The following is a 22,553-nucleotide window of genomic DNA, read 5'->3' on the forward strand; positions in this document are numbered from 1 at the left end:
AACGACAGAAACGAATAACGTCAAGTTATCGCATGACAGCGGACGCCGCAGATAAGCGGCGCCGCCGACTTCAGGGAGTGACGCGATGAGATGGACAGCTTTCAGACACAGGGCGTTCAGCCTTGCACTGCTCGGCATCGCCTGCGCGGCGACCGGCGCTTCTGCGGAAGACAAGACCATCGCCATTGCGACCGGTGGGACCGGCGGCATCTTCTATCCGCTCGGCGGCGGTCTCGCGAACCTGCTGTCGAAGAAACTGCCGCATACCCAGGCCACCGGCGAAGTCACCGGCGGCAGCGTCGACAATATCAAGCTGCTGGAAACCGGTCAGGCCGATCTCGGTTTCATGACCGGCGACGTCGCGTCCGATGCCGTGAAGGGCGAGAACAAGTTCAAGAAGCCCGTTCCGCTGCGCACCATCGTCGCCGTCTATTCCAGCCCGGTGCATGTGGTGACCATCGCCGGCACCGGCATCGAGAAATTCGCCGATCTTAAAGGCAAGCGCATTTCCGGCGGCGCGCCGGGCAGCGCCACCGAGGCGCAGACCTTCCGCCTGCTCGAAGCCGCGGGCCTCGACAAGGACAAGGACGTCAAGCGCGAACGTCTGTCGGTGGCGGAATCCGCGTCTGCGCTCAAGGATCGCAAGATTGACGCCTTCTTCTGGGGCGGCGGCGTGCCGACCGCCGCCGTCGTCGACCTTGCCGCAACGCCCGGCGTCACCATCAAGCTGATCGATATCGACTACCTGTTAGAGCCGATCGTGAAGAAATATGGCCAGATCTTCGCACCCAGCGTGATCAAGGCCGGCAGCTATCCGGGCCAGACCACCGACAGCCGTGGCTTCGCCGCCTGGAACCAGATCATGGCCACCGACAAAATGTCGGACGACACGGCCTATGCGATCACGAAGACGATCTTCGAGAACAAGGCCGATCTCGTCGCCGTCCATAAGGAGGCCGAGAACATCAATCTCGCCACGCAGACACCCGCGCAATCGCCGGCGCCCTACCACCCCGGCACGCTGAAATATCTCAAGGAAGTCGGCGCGGTGAAATAGTCACCGCGACATCACAGGAAAACCGGAGGAGAGGACAACCATGTTCAAGCGTTTCAGAAAGACATCGATTGCCGTGGCGCTGGTCGCCACTGCCGGCCTTGCAGGCGCGGCCATCGCGCAGCAAAAGACCATGGCGATCGGCACCGGCGGCACTGGCGGCGTGTACTATCCGCTCGGCGGCGCCATCGCCAATGTGCTGTCGAAGGCGCTGCCGAACACCCAGGCCACAGCGGAAGTCACCGGCGGGTCGGTCGATAACCTCAAGCTAATCGCCTCGGGCCAGAGTGAACTCGGCTTCAGCATGGCCGACGCCGCGCTCGACGCACTGAACGGCCAGGACAAATTCAAGAGCGGCAAGGTCCCGCTGCAGACCTTGCTCGTGGTCTATCCGAACCGCATGCATATCGTGACCATCGAAGGCGCCGGCATCGAGAAGATGTCGGATCTCAAGGGCAAGCGCGTCTCCACAGGCTCGCCGGGGGGCGCCACCGAAGTGATGGCGTTCCGCGTCATCGAGGCCGCCGGTCTCGACAAGGACAAGGACATGAAGCGCGAGCGTCTCGGCGTCGCCGAAAGCGTTAACGCCATCAAGGACCGCAAGATCGATGCGTTCTTCTGGGTCGGCGGCGTTCCCACCGCCGCCGTCACCGATCTCGCCGCCACACCCGGCATGAAGATCAAGTTCGTCGACCACGCCGACCTCGCCGCCAAGATGAACGAGAAATACGGTAAGCTGTATTCGCCCTCGACCATCAGCAAGAGCATCTATCCCGGCATGGACAAGGACAACGCCAATACCGAAGTCTGGAACATCATCGTCACCGGCAACAAGATGAGCGATGACGACGCCTACAACATCGTCAAGACGCTGGTGGAGAAGAAGGCCGACATCGTCGCCGTGCACAAGGAGGCCGAGAGCTTCTCGCTCGACAACCAGGTGCAGGAGCGCTCGCCGGTGCCGTTCCATCCCGGCGCGCTGAAATACTTCAAGGAAAAGGGCATCGGGAAATAAGGCCGGCCATCACGCGACCAGACTTTGAGCCGCGGCACGCAAGTGTCGCGGCTTCTGTTTGAGGGAGTAACACCCCACTCTCCTGTCATCCCCGCGTAGGCGGGGATCCATGCACGCGGGAAGCATGATGAGAGTGAGGTCGCCGTGGCACTGCCGCCGCTTTGACTTCTACCTCGGTGGTTATGGGTCCCCGCCCCGCGTGCGCCTTCGGCGCACTAGGCGGGGACGACGACTGATGGGACGGCGACCACGCCGAATACCGCGGAACCGGATCACTCAACCGCCGTTGCCTGCCGGGCACCGCCGTGCCGTGAGGACCACGCGTGCACGACGCCAACAGGATCAAACATCCGCTCGACGCACTGAACTTCTTTCTCGCCGATGTCCGCGACGGGCTCGGGCCCTATCTCGCGATCTATCTGCTGACGGTCCAGAAATGGGACGAGGCCTCCATCGGCATCGTGATGTCGGTCGCCGCCCTCGCCGGCATTGTCGCGCAGACCCCCGCCGGCGCCCTGATCGACAAGACCGCGGCCAAGCGCGCCATCGTCATTCTTGCCGCCGTCATCGTCACACTCGGCTCGATCGTGCTGCCGCTCTATCCCGGCTTCCTGTTCGTCGCCACGACGCAGGCGCTGACCGGCATCGCTGCCGCCGTCTTCGCGCCGGCACTGGCCGCGATCACGCTCGGCATCGTCGGCCCCAAGGCCTTTGCGCGCCGGATCGGCCGTAACGAGGCGTTCAACCATGCCGGCAACGCGACGGCGGCGACGTTGGCCGGCATCTTCGCCTATGCCTTCGGGCCGATCGTCGTGTTCTGGCTGATGGCCGCGATGGCTGTGGCGAGCATCCTCGCGACGCTGGCGATCCCCGCTGACGCCATAGATCATCAGATGGCCCGCGGCCTCGGCGATCTCGACGAAACGCACGATCATGATGCCGCCGACCGGCCTTCCGGCTTTCAGGTGCTGCTGACCTGCAAGCCGCTATTGATATTCGCCGCCGCCACCGTGCTGTTTCATTTCGCCAACGCCGCCATGCTGCCGCTGGTCGGCCAGAAACTCGCACTGGTGAACAACGAACTCGGCACCACGCTGATGTCGGTCTGCATCGTCGCCGCGCAAGTGGTGATGGTGCCGGTCGCCATGCTGGTCGGCCGCAAGGCCGATGTCTGGGGCCGCAAACCGATCTTCGCCTGCGCGCTCGCAGTGCTGGCGCTGCGCGGCGCGCTGTATCCATTGTCGGACAATCCCTATTGGCTGGTTGGTGTGCAGACCCTCGATGGCATCGGCGCCGGAATCTTCGGCGCGATCTTCCCGCTGGTGGTCGCGGACCTCACTTACGGCACCGGCCACTTCAATATCAGCCAGGGCGCGATCGCGACGGCGGCGGGGCTGGGGGGCGCGCTCAGTACCGCGATTGCCGGCGTGATCGTGGTCAAGGCCGGCTACAGCGCAGCATTCCTGGCGCTTGCCGCTTTGGCGGGGATCGGCCTCATCCTGTTCATCGTGGCCATGCCGGAGACGCGACCTTCCGACGCACGTCATCAGCCGTTAGTACCAAATGCTTAAGGATGGTATTGCATTGCGGTAGCAACCCGCAGTGCAGCATAGTACCATCCACCCAGTACGTTCCCATGCATGTTGTCCATGGAAACGCCTGATCGGGAGAAGCTGAAAGGACCTGCCGGTTGCGCAGATGAGTCGCAGGAGCGGACCGTCGGGTTCGTTGCCCCAGCCGTGCCGGTTCCCACTTGATCCCGGCCTCCCGTCATTGTCTTAAACACCCTCAATCAGATCGCGCGTCGCAGCCGCGCGGCCTGTCCGACATGCAAAAGGACCCTTCGAGATGTCATCATCGATCCGCTTCCCGTCCCGCCGCTCCGTGATCCTCGGCGGCGCGGCTGCCCTCGGCACCCTGCCGATCCTGTCGCGCCGCGCCAGCGCAGCCGAGTGGCCCACCAAGCCGGTGAAGTTCATCGTTCCGTTCGCGGCCGGCGGCACCACCGACATTCTGGCCCGCGTCGTCGCGCAGAAGATGTCCGAAGAGATGGGCCAGCAGTTCATCGTCGAGAACAAGGCCGGCGCCGGCGGCAACATCGCCGCTGATTTCGTCTCCAAGGCCGAAGGCGACGGCTACACCTTCCTGGTCGGCACGCCCGGCACCCACGCCATCAACAAGTTCGTGTTCAAGAACATGACCTATGATCCGGTCAAGGATCTGGCGTCGGTGATCGTGATCGCCAAGGTGCCGAACCTGTTCTCGGTGACCAACTCGCTGCCGGCCAAGAGCGTCAAGGAATTCATCGAACTCGCCAAGGCCAAGCCGGACGAATATTTCTACGGCACGCCGGGCCTCGGTTCGACCGCGCATCTGTCGACCGAACTGTTCAAGTCGATGACCGGCGTGAAGCTGACCCATGTGCCCTACAAGGGCAGCGCCCCTGCGCTCACCGACCTGATCGGCGGCCGCGTCCATGTGATGATCGACAACCTGCCGGCGGCGCAGCCTTTCGCGGAGAGCAACCAGATCCGTGCACTCGCCGTCTCCACCAGCAAGCGCTGGGAGCCGATGAAGGACATTCCGACCATCGCCGAATCCGGCGTGGACGGCTACGACGCCGCCTCCTGGTTCACCATCGCAGCCCCGGCGAAGACGCCGAAGGAGATCATCGCCAAGCTCAATGCCTCGACCGACAAGTTCATCAAGTCGGCCGATGGCACTGCCCGCCTGATCAAGCTCGGCGCCGATCCGACCGGCGGTTCGCCGGCCGACATGGATGCCTATGTGCAGTCCGAAATCGAGAAGTGGGGCAAGGTCGCCCAGTTCGCCGGCATTAAGCCGGAGTAAGCAGGAACGCAACGGGTCGGCACAGGCAGTTCACGCCGCGCTGTCTATAGCAAGTTAATCGAAGGGCACGCGTCAATACGCGTGCCCTTCGGCATTTGGGGCTGGCGATTGCTCATCGCTGTCATTCCGGGGCGCATGAAAGCGGCGAAGCCGCTGAAAGGCGAACCCGGTATCCCGGAGTGTTCAGCGCAAAACATGTCGGGATTCCCCGCCACTCCAAGCGGAGTGGCTGAGGTTCGCGTGCGCGAAGGCGCGCCCGCGCCCCGGAATGACAGTTTGGGGCGGCAAGACAGCGCCGTGAACATTTTTTCCTATCTCCCGTTGACACCATCCCAATCAGGTTTATATTCCCCTTTGTCCTGCCCCACCGAGAGGGGCGATCGCGATCGTCACGTTCGCGGGGCAGGATGCGGTGGACGCCGGAGATGCGGCGTTACGCGGTTCATGGGTGACGTCTGTCTTCGGGCAGGACGGATCTGCGCCAGCACTGCCACTGGCAAGGAGACGGCCGACCTTGGGATGGAAAGACTCCCTGGACAGTGTGACGGACGACCAAGTCAAAACGCGTCCGGCCTATTCGCTTGAGGCTCCCTTCCCATCGCCTTGGGACTTTAATTCGGTGATCGGATCGTTCGCTGAGGCAAAGTGCAAGCAACCGAAAAAACACCGCAGGCGGAACGCCGCGCAATCGCTCGGCGCCTCCGAAAGTCCTGATGCACACTAACCTGCGGAAGACCGCATTCGCATCAGGCCCAAGGGTGCAACGGGCACCCGGCGTTCCGCACGCCCTCTCACAAGGGGCGGGAATGCAAGCAACGACGGCGCCCCCGCGCCGCAAATAACAGGGGTGATGACGCATGTCTGAAGAGCAGTGGCTGTTTGAAATTCACATCAGCAATGACGCGCAGGCGCCAGAAGTCTCCCTCCCTCAAGCATTGCGTAGCAATGCGCAGTGGGAGGGTCGGCCGATAGGCCGGGGTGGGGTGCCTCCGCAAACTCGACGCGTGCGGCACCACCCCCACCCGACCGGGCCTATCGGCCGGCCACCCATGGCAGACGAACCCGTCCGCCAGACCCACGCAAGCGCGGGGGAGGGATAAGAAAGCCGCCTATTCGAACTTCATATCGATGCAGCGCGACACGTCCGAGCCGAGGCCCGAGGGAATCGTGACGCAGCCGCGAACCCTCTGCTGGGTGTTGTCGCTGACCCACATGGCAAAGCCGCCATTGCCGAAGAACGAATTGGTGTTCGGTGGCTCGGTCTCGGTGGCATCGAACGAATAGGTGGAGTCGGTGTCGAACACGCGCGGTTTCTTCACGCAGGCGCCATCGCTCTGCACATTGATGACTTCCTTGGCGTCGCGCGTCATCGACAGCGACACCGAGCAACGGAAATATTCGGAGGTCCTGGTGTTGAACAGGTAGGCGTAAGAACGGCAGGTCGCCGTGCTCAGCTTGCCGGCGCTGAGGCCGCGGCCGCAGGAAATACGCTGGTTGTTGCTGAGCTTGTAGTCATCCGCCGCAGCAAGACCGGGCGCCAATACCACTGCGCCAACAACCAAAACACTTTTCACGATCGCTCGCATTGTCGAATCATCCCCATCGCCGAATTCGTCGTGGACCGGCTTAGCCCGAATGCGAAAGATAGTCGCCCGGCCGCACTTGCGAAATAACAAACTCTGTCGCGACCGCATGTCGTATTGACGGCCTGTTGCCGTTCGTGATTTGTTCAAGACAACCGCGCAGCCGCGATGCACTTTCAAAAACACTTTTCGGAGAATTGGGATGACCGCTCGAGCCTTTACGATGCTGTGCGCCACGGCGCTGGTGACATCGGCCCTGGCCGGCCCTGCACTTGCCCAGGCACCGACGCCCTGGGTGCTCTCGCCCGACATGGGCTATGGCTACGACGCGTCAGGCAAGACCTTCGCGTACAAGATGGGCACCAACAATGCCAAGTTCCTGCTGAAGGGCGCCAAGAAAGTGCCGAAGAACACGCTCTTCTTCATCGGCGAGAACGGCCAGCTCTATATGCGCAGCGGCCCGTTCCTCGAAGACGACGGCAAGTTCAAATTCGGCCCGGGCTAGTCCCGGTTTTCGGACAGGATCATGCGCAACCGGACGGGTGCCGCATGACGGAGGCATGACATTGCTCCCTTCTCTATGAAGCCCTCTCCCACCATGGTGGCAGAGGTGATACAGAGCGCTTCATCTTTTTACGAAAGCTGAAAGCACTCATGGCCAAGTCGTTGCCCGTCTCCCCCCTCGCCCCGACCGCTGTTCCCGAACTACCCGCGATTGCAGGCGTGCGCCTCGCTACGGCCGCTGCCGGCATCCGCTATACCGGCCGCACCGATGTGCTGCTCGCGGTGATGGACAAGGGCACGACAGCCGCCGGCGTCTTCACCACGTCGAAGTGTCCGTCCGCTCCGGTGGAATGGTGCCGCGCCGTGCTGAAGGGCGGCAAAGCCCAGGCGCTGGTGGTCAACTCCGGCAATGCCAATGCCTTCACCGGCAAGACCGGCAAGGCATCGACCAAGCTGACCGGCGACATCGCGTCCAAGGCCGTCGGTTGCAAGCCGAACGAGATCTTCCTGGCCTCGACCGGCGTGATCGGCGAACCGCTCGACGCCACCAAGTTCAACGGCGTTCTCGCCACGCTGGCCGATAGCGCGACGCCCGAGGGCTGGATGGACGCCGCCAAGGCGATCATGACCACCGACACCTTCCCGAAGGTCGCGACGGCCACCGTGAAACTCGGCAAGGCCAAAGTCACCATCAACGGCATCGCCAAGGGCTCGGGCATGATCGCACCGGACATGGCGACCATGCTGTCCTTCGTCTTCACCGACGCGCCGATCAGCGCGCCGGCCTTGCAGGCGCTGCTCAAGGCGGGCGTCGATGACACGTTCAATGCCGTGACGGTCGATGGCGACACTTCGACCTCCGACACCCTGATGATGTTCGCCACCGGTGCCGCGGCGGCCCAGGGCGCACCGAAGATCACCAAGGCCAGCGACGTCAGGCTAAAGCCATTCGTGAAGGCGCTGCAGACGCTGCTCGCCGACCTCGCCGAACAGGTCGCCCGTGACGGCGAAGGCGCCCGCAAGCTGATCGAGATCATCGTTGAAGGCGCAACCACCAAGGCCTCGGCCCGCAAGATCGCCATGTCGATCGCCAATTCGCCGCTGGTGAAGACTGCCGTTGCCGGTGAAGACGCCAATTGGGGACGCGTGGTGATGGCCGTCGGCAAGGCCGGCCAGCCGGCCAATCGCGACAAGCTGTCGATCTCGTTCAACGGCATCCGCGTCGCCAAGTCCGGCGCGCGCGACCCGTCCTATAACGAGGCCGAGGTCTCGAAGACGATGAAAGAGCAGAAAATCCAGATCAAGGTGGCGCTCGGCCTCGGCAAAGCGCGCGACCGCGTGCTGACCTGCGACCTCACCAAGGAATATATCGCGATCAACGGCGATTATCGGTCGTAGCTTGCTGCTGCGCCTGCGGACGAATGTCGATGAGGATATGTGCGATGGCCGGCATGACAGGGGGCCTGATCCTTGCCTGTGCCGTCGCAATGCCCCTGGGCACCGCCGAAGCGCAGGATCAGCCATCGAGCAGGACACGCACGCTCACCCGCAGCGTCAAGGCCGGTCAGGAGGTCGGCCTTGGCTTCGCGGTGCGATGGAACGCGAAATGTGAGCCGGTGCTGCCCAAGCTCACTATCGCCAAACCTCCGTCGCATGGCAGTCTGTGCGGACGGACGATCATGGTCACCCCACAAAAGAATGTGACCGGGGACGACCAGACCTGTGTCGGGAAACGCATGCGCGCACTGCAACTGGTTTACATGCCCAGCAGCGACTATTCCGGAGCGGACACGGTCGACTACATCATCGAACTGCCGCGCGTGCAGCTCACGACCCATGTCGACATTCAGGTAATCCCGAACGATGCTGCAACCAAAACTCTCATACCAAACAATGAGACCGCGCCCGGAAAAGCTGGCGATGCGATCGTTCCCTGTGCCCCACACATGTCCCAGACAACCAACAACCGCGTAATAACCCTATGAAACTTGTCCTCGTCGTCGCCTGCGCACTGATCGACCCCGACGGCCGCGTGCTGATCGCGCAGCGGCCGGAAGGCAAGGCGCTGGCCGGCCTGTGGGAATTTCCCGGTGGCAAACTCGAGCCCGGCGAACGGCCGGAAGCGGCGCTGATCCGCGAGCTCGATGAAGAACTCGGGATCTCCGTGAAGGAAGCCTGCCTCGCGCCGCTGACCTTCGCCAGCCACGCCTATGAGGACTTCCATCTGTTGATGCCGCTCTATATCTGCCGACGCTGGGAAGGCCTCGCTATCTCGAAGGAAGGCCAGAATCTTGCCTGGGTGCGGCCGAACAAGCTGCGCGACTATCCGATGCCGGCTGCGGATATCCCGCTGATCCCGCATCTCATCGATCTGCTCTAGGGCTTCAGCCCCTTCACCGCGTCGGCAAGACTTGCTTTCGCCGAACCTGGCTTCAGCGGCTTCTGCTGGCTCTCATGCGGCGCCCAGCCGGAGAGCCAGATGACGTCGAACGTCGCGCGGATGCGGCCGTCGGGGTCGGCGAAACGCTCGCTGTAGATCTGCGCCATGCGCAGCAGCGTCGCGCGGCGGAGCGGCGCCCGGCGGCGCTCGACCAGTACATTGGTGGCGCCCATCCTGCGCAGATCCTGCATCAGCCCGAAGGCACTGTCGTAGCGCACCACGACGCGATCGACATCGGTCACCGGCAGCGCAAATCCCGCGCGCTGCAGCAAGGCGCCGACATCGCGCAGATCGGCTGACGGCGCGACGCGCGGCGAGATGCCGCCTTCGCGTTCGGCTTCCGCCGCGGCGAAGGACTGCCGCAGCTCGGTCAGCGTGTCGCCGCCGAGCATTGCGGCCAGCAGCAGACCATCAGGTTTCAGCGCGCGGCGGATCTGCGCCATCACGCCGGGCAGATCGTTAACGAAGTGCAGCCCGAGCGCGGAGACGACGAGATCCAGCGACGCCGGCGCGAGATTGAGACCATCGCTTTCGACATCGGGCACGTCGGCATGTGTGAAATGGCCGACACGCCCGGCCACGACGTCATGCAGACGGTTACCCGGCGTCGCGACGTCAGCCGCATTATCGAACTGGCGCAGCACCGCCTGCAATCGCTCATCCATGTCGGCGATGACACGGTCCAGCAGGAAATTCTCGGCGCCCAGCCGCGACGCACGCGCCTGCCGCGCCCGCAACAGAGCGCGATCGAACAGAATAGGTGCGGCATTCGGGGTCTGAGCCATGCGGCTTGGTACGCCGAAGACCGGGGATCTGGCAATCGCGCTTGAGATCAACTCAGGAGAGCTCTAGCCTTCAACCTATGGACGCAGAGGCGACAGTGTCACGGTCCCTCCCCGCGCAATTGCGCGGCGCGCTGAAGCTTTGCCGGTCTGCATGGACGCAAACCGCCCGTCTTGCGCTCGACATCGCGCTGCCGACGCTCTGCGTCGCCTGCCGGGAACCTGTCGCAGGCGAGGGCGTCTGTGCAGGCTGCTGGGGCAAGCTGTCCTTCATTGCACCGCCCTTTTGCAGCCGGCTCGGCATCCCCTTCGTCTACGATCCCGGCCCGGGCATCCTGTCGATGCAGGCGATCGCCGATCCGCCGGCCTATCACCGCGCCCGCGCCGCCGTGCGCTATGACGATGTCGCCCGCACGCTGGTGCATCAGTTGAAATATCATGACCGGACAGACCTCGCGCCAATCATGGGTCGCTGGATGGCGCGTGCGGGGAAGGATTTGCTCGCGGATGCTGATATTCTGGTGCTGGTGCCGCTGCATTGGCGGCGCGGCTTCAGCCGGCGCTTCAACCAGTCCGGCGCGCTGGCGCGGGAAATCGGCCGGCAGAGCGGCGTTGCAATATCCCGCGACGCCTTACGGCGAATACGCCCGACCGAACACCAGATCGGCCTGTCGCGCAGCGAGCGCGCCAGCAATGTCCAGGGCGCCTTCAAGGTCCCACCTGAACGCCGGGCTGAAATCCAGGGCCGCCGCGTCATTTTGGTCGACGACGTGCTGACCTCGGGTGCCACGACGGACGCCTGCGCACGGGCGCTGCTGCACGCCAAGGCGGCCCAGGTCGATGTGCTGGTCTTTGCGCGGGTTGTGGAGGCCCACAAGGTCCCCATATAATCAGGCACTTCCCTGCAACTGGAGCATCCGATGGCCGCCGCTATTGAAATCTACACCCGCCCCGGCTGCGGCTATTGCAGCGCCGCGATCTCGCTGCTCCAGCGCAAGAAAACTGCATTCACCCATTTCGACACCGCGATCGATCCGAAGCTGCGCCAGGAAATGTTCGACCGTACCTATCCCGGCGCCACCTTCCCGCAGATCTTCATCGACGGCACCCTTATCGGCGGCTGTGACGATCTCTATGCATTGGACCGCGAAGGCAAATTTGACGCCATGATCACAGGCGAGAAGGCCACCTCATGAGCCAGACATCTCCGACGTCCGAGCCCCAGACCTTCACCGCCGCAATGGTGCAGATGCGCACCGGCCTGCTGCCGGAGCCGAGCCTCGAACAGGGCCGCCATCTGATCCGCGAAGCCGTGCTCGCCGGCGCTGACTATGTGCTCACGCCGGAAGTGAGCAACATGATGCAGCTCAACCGCACAGCGCTGTTCGAACATCTGCGCCCGGAAGAAGACGACCTCTCCCTGAAGGCCTATCGCGCGCTCGCCGCGGAGCTCAAGATCTACCTGCATATCGGGTCGCTGGCCGTGCTGGCCAACCCGGAACGCGCCGCCAATCGCTCTTTCCTGATTGGACCGGACGGCAATGTCCTGGCGAGCTACGACAAGATCCACATGTTCGACATCGACCTGCCGAACGGCGAGAGCTATCGCGAATCCGCGAATTATCAGCCGGGCGAGACCGCCGTCATCTCCGATCTCCCATGGGGCCGCATCGGCCTGACCATTTGCTACGACGTCCGTTTCCCGGCGCTTTATCGCGCATTGGCCGAAAGCGGCGCATCGTTCCTCACCGTGCCCTCGGCTTTCACCCAGAAGACCGGCGAAGCCCATTGGCATACGCTGCTACGCGCCCGTGCCATCGAGACCGGCTGCTTCGTCTTTGCGGCCGCGCAGGGCGGCGTGCATGAGAACAAGCGTGCGACATATGGACACTCGCTGATTATCGACCCATGGGGCGTGGTTCTGGCCGAAGCGACCGGCATCGAGCCGGGCTTCATTCTGGCCAAAATCGATCCTGCGAAGGTGACGGAAGCGCGCAAGACCGTGCCGTCCCTGCAGCACGGCCGCCGTTTCAGCGTCAGCGATCCCAAATCGGGCCCAGACTATCTGCACCTTGTCCGGCAAGCGACATGATCCGTTACGACCTGCGCTGCGAGAAGGGCCATGCTTTCGAAAGCTGGTTCCAGAGTTCCGGCGCCTATGACTCCCAGGTGAAGCGCAAGCTGGTGAATTGCCCGAATTGCGGATCGGTGAAGGTCGAAAAGGCCATTATGGCACCGCGTATCGTGGGCAAGAGCAAGAATCGCCCGGCACCCGCCCCTGACGCCGGTTCCGAAACCACAGCCCCGCTGATGATGGCGCCGCAGGAAGCCGAACTGCGCGCCAAGCTGAAAGAACTGCGCGATCACGTTACCAAAAACGCGGACAATGTCGGTGAAAGCTTCCCGACCGAAGCTCGCAAGATGCATTATGGCGACATCGAACATCGTCCGATCTACGGCGAAGCGACGCCGGATGAAGCACGGTCGCTCATCGATGAAGGTATCGAGGTGACTCCGCTGCCCGTCCTTCCCGGCGATCGGAACTGAGCGCAACCTCCGCTCACCAGCAATCTTGTGCGCGTTTCGACTCATCCAAACTGCGCCGTCGGTACATGATTCCGAAAGCCTCCCACATACGGCAACTTTGTGGCGTTCGAGTCACAGGCGTGCACAATCGCTTTGTTAGCCCTTGAGACATGGCAAAACTCGCCTAACTTATAAGCAAGTGCCTGAATATGAGTCGCGCGCTGCACTCAGATCGCATTGCGCGATTTCGGACCTGGATGTGTCCTGAAGGCTATAGTGCTGATGTTGAGTCGCGATCGGAAAGACGCGTTCCGTTACCACCTTAGGAGCATCGCGACCAACAGGACGGCCGACCAGCAAGGAGAGAGGGATCATGTACAACGATTCTCTGTTCAATGCGTTCGCTAGAAGTTACGAAGCCCGAAGTGAGACGGACATGTCGATGTCCGAGTATCTGGAATCCTGCAGAGGGGACCCGATGCGATATGCGAACGCGGCGGAACGCCTACTGGCGGCGATCGGCGAGCCTCAAATGATAGACACGGCCAAGGATCCACGCCTTGGCCGTATTTTTTTGAATCGTACCATCCGTAGCTATCCAGCCTTTGCCGGCTTTCACGGCATGGAAGATACGATCGAACGCATCGTCGCCTTCTTCCGCCATGCGGCGCAGGGCCTCGAAGAGCGCAAGCAGATTCTCTATCTGCTCGGCCCGGTCGGCGGCGGCAAATCATCGCTTGCCGAGCGCCTCAAGGCCTTGATGGAAGTCCATCCCATCTATGTGCTAAAAGCTGGCGACGAACTCTCTCCGGTTTATGAAAGCCCGCTCAGCCTGTTCGATCCCGACACGCTCGGCCCGATGATCGAAGAGAAATACGGCATTCCGCGCCGGCGGCTTACGGGCCTCATGAGTCCGTGGTGCTACAAGCGGCTCGAAGCTTTCGGCGGCGACATCTCGCAATTCCGTGTCGCCCGCATCCAGCCGTCGCGATTGCGCCAGATCGCCATCGCCAAGACCGAACCCGGTGACGAGAACAACCAGGACATCTCCTCGCTGGTCGGCAAGGTGGATATCCGCAAACTCGAAATCTTCGCCCAAAACGATCCCGACGCCTACAGCTATTCCGGTGGCCTCAACCGCGCCAATCAGGGTGTGCTTGAATTCGTCGAAATGTTCAAGGCGCCAATCAAGATGCTGCATCCGCTGCTGACGGCGACGCAGGAAGGCAACTATATCGGCACCGAAAATATCGGCGCAATTCCGTTCACCGGCGTGATTCTCGCCCACTCCAACGAGTCCGAGTGGCAGAGCTTCAAGGCAAACAAGAACAACGAAGCCTTCATCGATCGTATCTGCGTCATCAAGGTGCCGTACTGCCTGCGCGTCACCGAAGAACAGAAGATCTATGAGAAGCTCATTCAGGGCTCCGAACTCGCCACCGCACCTTGCGCACCGGCGACATTGGAAACCCTGGCGCGCTTCTCCGTGATGTCGCGGCTGCGCAAGCACGAGAACTCGACGACCTTCGCCAAGATGCGGGTCTATGACGGCGAAAGCCTGAAAGAGTCGGATCCGAAGGCCCGCAGCGTTCAGGAATACAAGGACGCCGCCGGTGTTGATGAAGGCATGGACGGTGCCTCGACGCGCTTCGCGTTCAAAGTTCTGGCCGCAACCTACAATCACGACACGTCGGAGATTGGGGCGGATCCCGTACACCTGATGTATACGCTGGAGCAGGCAATCCGCAGGGAGCAGATGCCTGATGAAGTCGAAAAACGCTATCTCGAATTCATCAAGGCCGAGCTGGTGCCGCGTTATGCGGAGTTCATCGGTCACGAAATCCAGAAAGCGTATCTGGAATCCTATTCGGACTACGGCCAGAACCTGTTCGATCGTTACGTCGACTATGCCGATGCCTGGATCGAGGATCAGGACTTCAAGGATCCTGACACCGGACAATTGCTCGATCGCGAATTGCTCAATCAGGAGCTGAGCAAGATCGAAAAGCCGGCCGGAATCGCCAACCCCAAGGACTTCCGCAACGAAGTCGTGAAGTTCTCGCTTCGCTCGCGAGCACAGAACGGTGGAAAGAATCCGACCTGGACGAGTTATGAGAAGATCAGGGAAGTCATCGAAAAGCGCATCTTCTCTCAAGTTGAAGATCTGCTTCCGGTGATCTCCTTCGGATCGAAGAAGGACGGCGAGACCGAGAAAAAGCATGACGACTTCGTCGCGCGGATGATCGTTCGCGGTTACACCGAGCGCCAGGTTCGCCGTCTCGTCGAATGGTATATGCGCGTGAAACAGGCCGGCTGACGCAAGGAGCCAACATAACGTGGCCATGCATATCGTCGATAGACGCCTGAACCCGAGCAGCAAGAGTCTTGAGAACCGCCAGCGGTTCTTGCGACGCGCGAAAGCTCTGGTTCAGGGAGCCGTCAAGAAAGCCTCCCAGGACCGCGACATCAAAGACGTCCTGGAAGGTGGCGAAGTGTCCATCCCGCTCGACGGGATGAACGAGCCCCGCTTTTATCGCGAAGGCGGCATTCGCGACCGGGTGTTGCCCGGCAACGTGAAATTCGTGGAAGGTGATTACCTTCAGCGGCCGCAATCGAAGAGCGGCAGATCGAACGATGCCGGTGAAGGCGACGGCGAGGATGCATTCCGGTTTGTGCTCAGCCGGGAGGAGTTCGTCGACATGTTCCTCGACGACCTGGAACTGCCGGATCTTTCCAAGCGCAAGCTGGCCGAAGTCGAAAACGAAGGCCTGCGCCGCGCCGGATATACGACGTCCGGTTCGCCTGCCAATATCTCGGTCAGCCGCACCGTACGCTTGGCCATGGCACGACGGGTTGCACTGCAGCGACCGCGACCCGAGGCCATTGCACAGTTGGAAGCTGAACTGGAGCATTGCAGTGACGAGCGCCGCCCCGAATTGCTGGCAGAGATCACGCGGCTGAAATCCAAGATGCGGCGGATTCCGTTCATCGATCCCATCGACATCCGCTATCGCCGCTTCGAGAACGTGCCGAAGCCGGTGGCGCAGGCGGTGATGTTCTGCCTGATGGACGTCTCCGGCTCGATGTCCGAGCACATGAAGGATCTCGCCAAGCGGTTCTACATGCTGCTCTATGTCTTCCTGACGCGTCGCTATCGCAAGGTCGAAATCGTCTTCATCCGTCACACCGACCGTGCCGAGGAAGTCGACGAGCAAACCTTCTTCCACGGCCCCGCGTCGGGCGGCACGCTGGTTTCCAGCGCACTGCAGGCCATGCATGAGATCGTGCAGTCACGCTATCGCCCCGCCGACTGGAATATCTATGCCGCACAGGCCTCGGACGGCGACAACTCCTATGCCGACGGGGATCTCTCCGGTCGCCTGCTCAAGGACATGATCCTGCCGGTGACGCAGTTCTTCGCCTATCTGGAAGTGGGCGAGAGCGGCAGCCACCCATTCGAAATGTCGGAATCCTCACTGTGGACGCTGTATCAGCGGCTGCGCGCGGAAGGTGCACCGCTGTCGATGCGCAAGGTCAACGACCGCAGCGAGATCTTTCCGGTGTTCCACGACCTGTTTCAACGTCGCCAGGCCAAGGAGAGGGTGGCTCCATGACAGACCGTCTCTACGAAGGCGCGGACTGGGACTTCACCACATTGCAGCGCATCCACGATGCCTGCGAGGAGATTGCCGAAAAGGAGCTCGGCCTCAACGTCTACCCGAACCAGATCGAGGTCATCACCGCCGAGCAGATGCTGGACGCTTACTCGTCCGTAGGCATGCCGCTGTATTACAAGCACTGGTCGTTCGGCAAACAATTCGCCCATCAGGAAGCGTCCTATCGCAAGGGCCTGATGGGTTTGGCCTATGAGATCGTTATTAACTCGTCGCCATGCATTTCCTACCTGATGGAGGAAAACACGGCGACGATGCAGACGCTGGTAATTGCCCACGCCGCTTTCGGCCATAATCACTTCTTCAAGAACAATTATTTGTTCAAGCAGTGGACCGACGCCGACGGCATTCTCGACTATCTCGATTTTGCCAAGGGCTATGTGGCGCAGTGCGAGGAAAAGCATGGTCGCGCAGCGGTGGAGCAGACACTCGACGCCGCGCACGCGCTGATGTCGCACGGCGTCGATCGCTATCCCGGTAAGAAATCGCTGGATTTGCGGGCCGAGGAAAAACGCGCCAAAGAGCGCCGCAATCACGAAGAAACTTCGTTCAACGATCTATGGCGCACGGTGCCGACGGGGCGGACAAAGAGTGCCTCACTGCTCAGCGCGGAACGTCGCCGTGCACTGCTCGGCCTGCCGCAGGAGAACCTGCTATATTTTCTGGAGAAATCCGCACCGCGCCTGAAGACTTGGCAGCGCGAACTCATCCGCATCGTTCGGCACATCTCGCAATACTTCTACCCGCAAGGTCAGACCAAGGTGATGAACGAAGGCACGGCCACTTACGTGCACTATCGCATCATGAGCCGGCTGCATCAGACCGGACAGATCTCGGACGGCAACTTCCTGGAATTCCTGCAATCGCACACCAATGTCGTGTTCCAGCCGAATTACGACGACCGGCGCTTCTCGGGCTTCAACCCCTATGCGCTCGGCTTCGCAATGATGCAGGACATCGAAAAAATCGTCACCGATCCGACCGACGAAGACCGCGCGTGGTTTCCCGATATCGCCGGCAAAGGCGATGCAATGGCGGTGCTGCGCGATATTTGGGCCAACTACCGCGACGAGAGCTTCGTCAGCCAGTTCCTGAGCCCACGACTGATGCGCCACATGCGGATGTTCCACCTGCATGACGACCCGGCCGTGTCGGAAGGCATCCGCGTCGACGCCATCCATGACGAGCGTGGCTATCGCCGCGTCCGACGTGTGCTGGCGCGTCAGTACGACGTCGGCCTGATCGATGCGAATATCGAAGTGGTGGACGTCGACCTCGCCGGCGATCGCCGGTTGATGCTGAAGCATTCGGTGCTCAATGGCGCCCTGCTTAATGAGCCCGATGCGAAGCGGGTGCTGCAGCATCTCGCCGATCTCTGGAGCTACGACGTCTCGCTTGCCGAGGTCGATGCCTCCGGCCTGGTGCTCAAGGAACATGTCGCCCATCCTCGCGTGATTGCTGCGGCCGCCTGATCGATCCCTCTCCGTTTCCTCCCGCAAACTCCCCTGCCCGGCTTGTCGCCGGGCGGGGACTTTCGCTCGGACGAAATATAGGGTAGGGGACTATCCTATGTCGCATCTCACCGCTAACAAGACCAAGCTGCTCGCCCGGGTCCGTCGGCTCGCCGGCCAAATGGCCGCCATCGAGAAGGCCATCACCGAAGACGCCGGCTGCGCCACGATTCTACATCAGGTCGCAGGCGTGCGCGGCTCCGTGAGCGGGCTGATGGATGAACTGATCGAGGACCATGTCCGCGAGCATGTCGCCCATCCCGGTCTCAGCGCCGACGACCGGGCGGCCGGCGCCGAAGAACTCGTCGCCGCTATCCGGCGTTACGCGAAATAAGGACCGGCAGTATGCGCCCCCACGACATCGACCACCTGTCCCACGAGCACATGTTTCTGGGCGACAATCACGACGAGAACACCCGCCGCACGCTGTGGGTGGTCGTCCTTACGGCGCTGATGATGGTCGGCGAGATCGTTGCCGGCACTGTCTTCAACTCGATGGCGCTGCTGGCTGACGGCTTCCACATGGCGACACATGCCGTGGCGCTCGCCATTGCTGCGGGCGCTTATGCCTATGCGCGCCGCAACGCGCATAACCGCCGCTTTACTTTCGGCACAGGCAAGGTCGGCGATCTCGCCGGCTTTGCCTCCGCATTGGTGCTGGCGATCATCGTCATCGGCATCGCCGTCGAATCCGTGCAGCGGCTATTCAATCCGTCCACAGTCGCCTTCGGCGAAGCCACGGTGATCGCCGTCATCGGCTTGATCGTGAATATCGCCAGTGCGTTTCTGCTGAGCGGCGGGCATCATCACGACGGTCATGACCACGACCATCACCACGACGCGCATCATCACGACAACAACATGCGCTCCGCCTTCATGCATGTGCTGGCCGATGCGCTGACCTCGGTGCTCGCCATCGCCGCGCTGCTAGCCGGCCGCTATCTGAACTGGGTTTGGCTCGATCCTGTGATGGGCATCGTCGGCGGCATCGTCATCGCCGCCTGGGCGTGGAATCTGCTGCGCGACACGGCGGCCGTGTTGCTCGACACGTCAGATCCGCATCTGGAACAGGAAATCCGCGATGAGGTCGAGCGCCCCGGCGACGCCCGCATATTCGACCTCCACGTGTGGCGCGTCGGCCCCAGTGCGCATGCCGCGATCGTCGGCTTTGCCGGCGGAGCCAGCACAGAGACGGTGCGGCAGCGCCTCGCGGCCGTGCATGAATTGCAGCACGTGACTGTGGAAGCGCGCTAGCGTCGGACGCACATCTCCCGCGTTACGAGCCATGCAGCGAAGCGGGTTGGCATTCGCAGCATGGCTGATTAACCTGACGTCATCATCGCCAGCCAAATGGCGGGGCGTGCCAATTGCGGCGCGCAAAAAACGTCTGGGACGGACATGCAAGGACAGATCGCGCCGGACACCTCAACGCCGGCCACCCGCCATGAAGTTCTCTACGGCGAACGCGTCGTCACCTGTTTCTCCGATCGCCCGTCGACCCTCGACGCCATGCTGCGCGCCGCAGTCGCGCGGAAGCCTGATGGCGTTGCGCTGGTGCTCGGCGAAAAACGCGTCACCTATGCGGAGCTCGACCGCGTCGCGGAGAATATCGCTCGCAATCTGATCGCCTCCAGCTTCAAAAGGGGCGAACGCATCGCGATGCTGCTCGGCAACTGCCTGGAATTCATCTTCTGCGCGCTCGGCGCCGTCCGCGCCGGCATGATTATCGTCCCGCTCAATACGCGGCAGCGCGCCCCCGAGATCGACTATGTGCTGCAGCAGTGCGGGGCTTCAGCGCTCGTCTATGACGCCGACTGCGAGGCCAACCTGCCCGCACCGCGCGCGGACTTGCGCAATCAGTGGGTGGTCGGCAGCGGCCGTGCGCCATCGTTTGCGGAGCTGACGAAAGATGCGCCTGCCGCTGCGCTTCCCGAACTCCATCAGGAAGACACCGCTTTTCTGCTCTATACGTCAGGCACCACAGGCAACCCGAAAGGCGCGATGCTCACCCATGCGAGCATCATCCATTCGCTGCTCAACTTCCAGCACGGCTATGGCCTGCACGACGGTGACGTCACCATGCTGGCGGTGCCAGCATCGCATGTCACCGGGCTTGTGGCATTGATCCTTGCGACCATCAATGTCGCCGGAACGACGGTCATCCTGCCGACCTTCAAGGCACCGGAGTTTCTCGCTGTCGCGGCACGCGAGCGCATGACCTACACACTAATGGTGCCCGCGATGTACAATCTCTGCCTGCTGCAGCCGGACTTCGAGACCCACGACCTCACGGCCTGGCGCATCGCCGGCTTCGGCGGGGCGCCGATGCCGGAAGCGACCATCACGCGCCTCGCGCAGGTGCTGCCTAAGCTTAATCTCTGCAATGCCTATGGCTCGACCGAAACCACCTCACCCGCGACGATGTTTCCGCCCGGCTCGCCCGTCAGCAAGATCAATTCGGTCGGGCGCCCCGTAACCGGCGCGCATATCGTGGTCGCCGATGACGACGGCCGCGAGGTGCCGGTCGGTCAGGACGGCGAATTGCTGATTGCCGGCGCTATGGTCGTGCCGGGCTATTGGGACAACCCGGATGCGACGCGCACCGGCTTCGTGGGTGGCTATTGGCGCTCCGGCGATATCGGCCGCATGGATGCGGACGGCTATGTCTATGTTGTCGACCGCAAGAAGGACATGATCAATCGCGCCGGCTTCAAGATCTACTGTACCGAGGTCGAAAACGTGATGTCACATCATCCCGCCATCGTCGAAAGCGCAGTGGTGGGCAAACCGGATCCGGTGCTCGGCGAACGCGTACATGCTTTCGCCTACAGCCCCGACGGCGGTGACGAGGCCGACATCCGCAAATACTGTGCGGAGCGGCTGTCCGATTACAAGGTGCCGGACACCATCACCTTCCTGAAGGAGCCGCTGCCGCGCAACGCTAACGGCAAGATCCTCAAGACCGAGCTACGCAAGATGATGACGAGCTGATCACCAAGCGGCGACAGCGCCATCCGAGCGCGGGTCCGTCGCCCCTTCGAGCACGCCGTTGGCGTGCAGCACGATGGCGCCGGCATGGCCCATGGTGCCGGTATAGCTGCCGAGCACCTCGACCACGTGACCGGCATCCCGAAGCTGCTGGATCAATGCGGGATCGAAGCGATCCTCGACCTTCAGCGTGATGCTCTCGTCGCCCCAGGTCTTGCCGAGCAGCCAGCGCGGCGCGGTCACCGCCTGCTGCAGCGGCATGCCGAACATACCGTAGCGCGAGAACACCGCCGACTGCGTCTGCGGCTGCCCCTCACCGCCCATATTGCCATAGACCATACGACGGCCGTCATCGAAGATCGCCATCGCCGGATTGAGCGTGTGGAATGGCTTGCGGCCCGGCTTCAGCGCATTCCAGCCGCTCTCCTGCAGACGGAACGAGGCGCCGCGATTTTGCCAGCAGATGCCGGTTTCCGGCAGCACGACGCCGGAGCCGAACTCGAAATAGACCGACTGGATGAACGACACCGAACGGCCCTGTTCGTCGATGACGCCGAGCCAGATGGTATCGCCGGGCTTGCGCACATGCGGCCACGGCAGCGCAATCTTGCGATCGATATGGCGCGCCAACTCGTCCAGCTTGGCGTCGTCGAGGAAAGCCGCAGGATCCACCGTCATGTGATCGGGATCGCCGACATGCTCGTCGCGCACGATGAACGCCTGCTTGGTGGCCTCGATCAGACCGTGGATGTGATCGAAACCTTCGGCCTGGGTGACACCAAGGCGATCGAACATCGCGAGGATCATCAGCGACGACAGGCCCTGCGTCGGCGGCGCCATGTTGAACAGCTGCGCGCCGCGTACGGTGGTCGATAGCGGCGGGCGCTCGGTGGCTTGATGGTTCTGCAGATCGGCCGCGGTGACGGGCGATGCGACCCTGGCGAGGTCAGCGGCGATCGTGTCGGCCAGCTTGCCGTTGTAGAAACTCTCGAAGCCCTCGACGGCCAGACGCCTCAGCGTCGCGCCGAGCGCCGGCAGTTTCATGATATCGCCTTCGGCCGGCGCCTGCCCGTTCGGCATGAAAGTCCCGGCGAAATTCGGCTGGTCCTTCAGCTCCGCGAATTTCTCAGACGTGAGTTCGGATTGGCTGCGCGTGACGACGATGCCGTTCTCGGCATAATAGATTGCGCTGTCGAGCAGGCGTTCGCGCAACAGCGGCTTCTGCCAATGCTTGGAGACATCCAACGCCTTCTGCCAACCGGACACCGTGCCGGCGACGGTGTTGGCAGCGAGCGGTCCGCGGAACGGAATCGCCGAAGCGCCCTTCGACGCATAGTAAGCAAGGTCCACCGCTGCGCCGGCGCGACCGCAGGCATCCACCGTGATCGGCGCCTTACCGGGCTCGGCGATCAGCCAGAAGCCGTCGCCGCCGATGCCGGTCATGTGCGGATAGACCACTGCGAGCGCCGCCGCTACGGCGATCGCCGCTTCCACAGCGGTCCCGCCGTCCTTGAGCACATCGAGACCGGCCTGCGACGCCAAGTGATGCGGCGAGGTAACCATGCCCCGTCGCGCGCGCGGTGTTTCAAGCATTCGTCGTCTCCAGAACTCGTGGCATGCCAGCTT

The 22,553-nt window shown here is 62.3% G+C and carries 21 protein-coding genes; 18 read left to right on the plus strand and 3 right to left on the minus strand.

The window, feature by feature from the left end:
- The first annotated feature begins 85 nt into the window (after window positions 1–85).
- The 4 genes from AB8B02_RS22015 to AB8B02_RS22030 all read left to right on the plus strand — a co-directional run bounded on the left by AB8B02_RS22015 (window position 86) and on the right by AB8B02_RS22030 (window position 4,919).
- The gene (locus AB8B02_RS22015) at window positions 86–1,057 is read left to right on the plus strand and encodes a TAXI family TRAP transporter solute-binding subunit (protein ID WP_439065159.1); all 972 of its coding nucleotides are present in this window, start codon (window positions 86–88) and stop codon (window positions 1,055–1,057) included.
- 40 nt (window positions 1,058–1,097) lie between these two features.
- A complete protein-coding gene (locus AB8B02_RS22020; protein ID WP_068729346.1) occupies window positions 1,098–2,069 on the plus strand; it encodes a TAXI family TRAP transporter solute-binding subunit in 972 nt (323 codons plus the stop codon).
- 323 nt (window positions 2,070–2,392) lie between these two features.
- The gene (locus AB8B02_RS22025) at window positions 2,393–3,640 is read left to right on the plus strand and encodes an MFS transporter (protein WP_439065160.1); all 1,248 of its coding nucleotides are present in this window, start codon (window positions 2,393–2,395) and stop codon (window positions 3,638–3,640) included.
- Window positions 3,641–3,917: 277 nt separating this feature from the next.
- Entirely contained in the window at window positions 3,918–4,919 is a 1,002-nt protein-coding gene (locus AB8B02_RS22030; protein WP_439065161.1) for a Bug family tripartite tricarboxylate transporter substrate binding protein, read from the plus strand.
- A 1,109-nt stretch (window positions 4,920–6,028) separates the two neighbouring features.
- Here AB8B02_RS22030 and AB8B02_RS22035 read toward each other — a convergent pair.
- Window positions 6,029–6,505, minus strand: coding sequence for a hypothetical protein (locus AB8B02_RS22035; protein WP_439065162.1), 477 nt, complete (start codon window positions 6,503–6,505; stop codon window positions 6,029–6,031).
- A gap of 199 nt (window positions 6,506–6,704) precedes the next feature.
- Here AB8B02_RS22035 and AB8B02_RS22040 point away from each other — a divergent pair, with 199 nt between their 5' ends.
- The 4 genes from AB8B02_RS22040 to AB8B02_RS22055 all read left to right on the plus strand — a co-directional run bounded on the left by AB8B02_RS22040 (window position 6,705) and on the right by AB8B02_RS22055 (window position 9,386).
- Entirely contained in the window at window positions 6,705–7,007 is a 303-nt protein-coding gene (locus AB8B02_RS22040; RefSeq protein ID WP_176454733.1) for a hypothetical protein, read from the plus strand.
- Between the two features lie 149 nt (window positions 7,008–7,156).
- Entirely contained in the window at window positions 7,157–8,404 is a 1,248-nt protein-coding gene (gene argJ, locus AB8B02_RS22045; protein WP_439065163.1) for a bifunctional glutamate N-acetyltransferase/amino-acid acetyltransferase ArgJ, read from the plus strand.
- A gap of 44 nt (window positions 8,405–8,448) precedes the next feature.
- Entirely contained in the window at window positions 8,449–8,991 is a 543-nt protein-coding gene (locus AB8B02_RS22050) for a hypothetical protein (RefSeq protein WP_439065164.1), read from the plus strand.
- Window positions 8,988–9,386 carry a (deoxy)nucleoside triphosphate pyrophosphohydrolase gene (locus tag AB8B02_RS22055; protein ID WP_439065165.1) on the plus strand — a complete coding sequence of 133 codons (399 nt, stop codon included), beginning with the start codon at window positions 8,988–8,990 and terminating at the stop codon, window positions 9,384–9,386. The genes AB8B02_RS22050 and AB8B02_RS22055 overlap by 4 nt, the downstream gene beginning before the upstream one ends.
- Here AB8B02_RS22055 and AB8B02_RS22060 read toward each other — a convergent pair.
- Window positions 9,383–10,231, minus strand: a complete 849-nt coding sequence (locus AB8B02_RS22060; protein ID WP_439065166.1) for a methyltransferase domain-containing protein — start codon at window positions 10,229–10,231, stop codon at window positions 9,383–9,385. The genes AB8B02_RS22055 and AB8B02_RS22060 overlap by 4 nt on opposite strands.
- A gap of 77 nt (window positions 10,232–10,308) precedes the next feature.
- Here AB8B02_RS22060 and AB8B02_RS22065 point away from each other — a divergent pair, with 77 nt between their 5' ends.
- From AB8B02_RS22065 to AB8B02_RS22110, 10 genes are all read left to right on the plus strand, one after another.
- The gene (locus tag AB8B02_RS22065; RefSeq protein WP_439065167.1) at window positions 10,309–11,118 is read left to right on the plus strand and encodes a ComF family protein; all 810 of its coding nucleotides are present in this window, start codon (window positions 10,309–10,311) and stop codon (window positions 11,116–11,118) included.
- 30 nt (window positions 11,119–11,148) lie between these two features.
- A complete protein-coding gene (gene grxC / locus AB8B02_RS22070) occupies window positions 11,149–11,424 on the plus strand; it encodes a glutaredoxin 3 (RefSeq protein WP_439065168.1) in 276 nt (91 codons plus the stop codon).
- Window positions 11,421–12,320, plus strand: coding sequence for a carbon-nitrogen hydrolase family protein (locus tag AB8B02_RS22075; RefSeq protein ID WP_320445719.1), 900 nt, complete (start codon window positions 11,421–11,423; stop codon window positions 12,318–12,320). Before grxC ends, AB8B02_RS22075 begins: the two co-directional genes overlap by 4 nt.
- On the plus strand, window positions 12,317–12,775 hold the full coding sequence (locus AB8B02_RS22080) for a DUF1178 family protein (RefSeq protein ID WP_116660084.1): 459 nt from the start codon (window positions 12,317–12,319) through the stop codon (window positions 12,773–12,775). The genes AB8B02_RS22075 and AB8B02_RS22080 overlap by 4 nt, the downstream gene beginning before the upstream one ends.
- 352 nt (window positions 12,776–13,127) lie before the next feature.
- Complete coding sequence (locus AB8B02_RS22085; RefSeq protein ID WP_089267701.1) at window positions 13,128–15,071, plus strand: PrkA family serine protein kinase; 1,944 nt, start codon at window positions 13,128–13,130, stop codon at window positions 15,069–15,071.
- A 25-nt stretch (window positions 15,072–15,096) separates the two neighbouring features.
- Complete coding sequence (locus AB8B02_RS22090) at window positions 15,097–16,368, plus strand: YeaH/YhbH family protein (RefSeq protein WP_439065914.1); 1,272 nt, start codon at window positions 15,097–15,099, stop codon at window positions 16,366–16,368.
- Entirely contained in the window at window positions 16,365–17,900 is a 1,536-nt protein-coding gene (locus AB8B02_RS22095; protein ID WP_439065169.1) for a SpoVR family protein, read from the plus strand. The genes AB8B02_RS22090 and AB8B02_RS22095 overlap by 4 nt, the downstream gene beginning before the upstream one ends.
- A gap of 97 nt (window positions 17,901–17,997) precedes the next feature.
- The gene (locus tag AB8B02_RS22100; protein WP_231078968.1) at window positions 17,998–18,273 is read left to right on the plus strand and encodes a metal/formaldehyde-sensitive transcriptional repressor; all 276 of its coding nucleotides are present in this window, start codon (window positions 17,998–18,000) and stop codon (window positions 18,271–18,273) included.
- Window positions 18,274–18,284: 11 nt separating this feature from the next.
- Window positions 18,285–19,193, plus strand: a complete 909-nt coding sequence (dmeF, locus tag AB8B02_RS22105) for a CDF family Co(II)/Ni(II) efflux transporter DmeF (RefSeq protein ID WP_439065170.1) — start codon at window positions 18,285–18,287, stop codon at window positions 19,191–19,193.
- Window positions 19,194–19,337: 144 nt separating this feature from the next.
- On the plus strand, window positions 19,338–20,930 hold the full coding sequence (locus AB8B02_RS22110) for a class I adenylate-forming enzyme family protein (RefSeq protein ID WP_439065171.1): 1,593 nt from the start codon (window positions 19,338–19,340) through the stop codon (window positions 20,928–20,930).
- On the opposite strand, the gene AB8B02_RS22115 is transcribed toward AB8B02_RS22110, so the two are convergent.
- Complete coding sequence (locus tag AB8B02_RS22115) at window positions 20,931–22,520, minus strand: gamma-glutamyltransferase family protein (protein WP_439065172.1); 1,590 nt, start codon at window positions 22,518–22,520, stop codon at window positions 20,931–20,933. It lies immediately after the preceding gene.
- Window positions 22,521–22,553: the final 33 nt, after the last annotated feature.

Origin of the sequence: Tardiphaga sp. 862_B3_N4_1, assembly GCF_051811085.1 — a bacterium.
GTDB classification, from domain to species: Bacteria; Pseudomonadota; Alphaproteobacteria; order Rhizobiales; family Xanthobacteraceae; genus Tardiphaga; species Tardiphaga robiniae.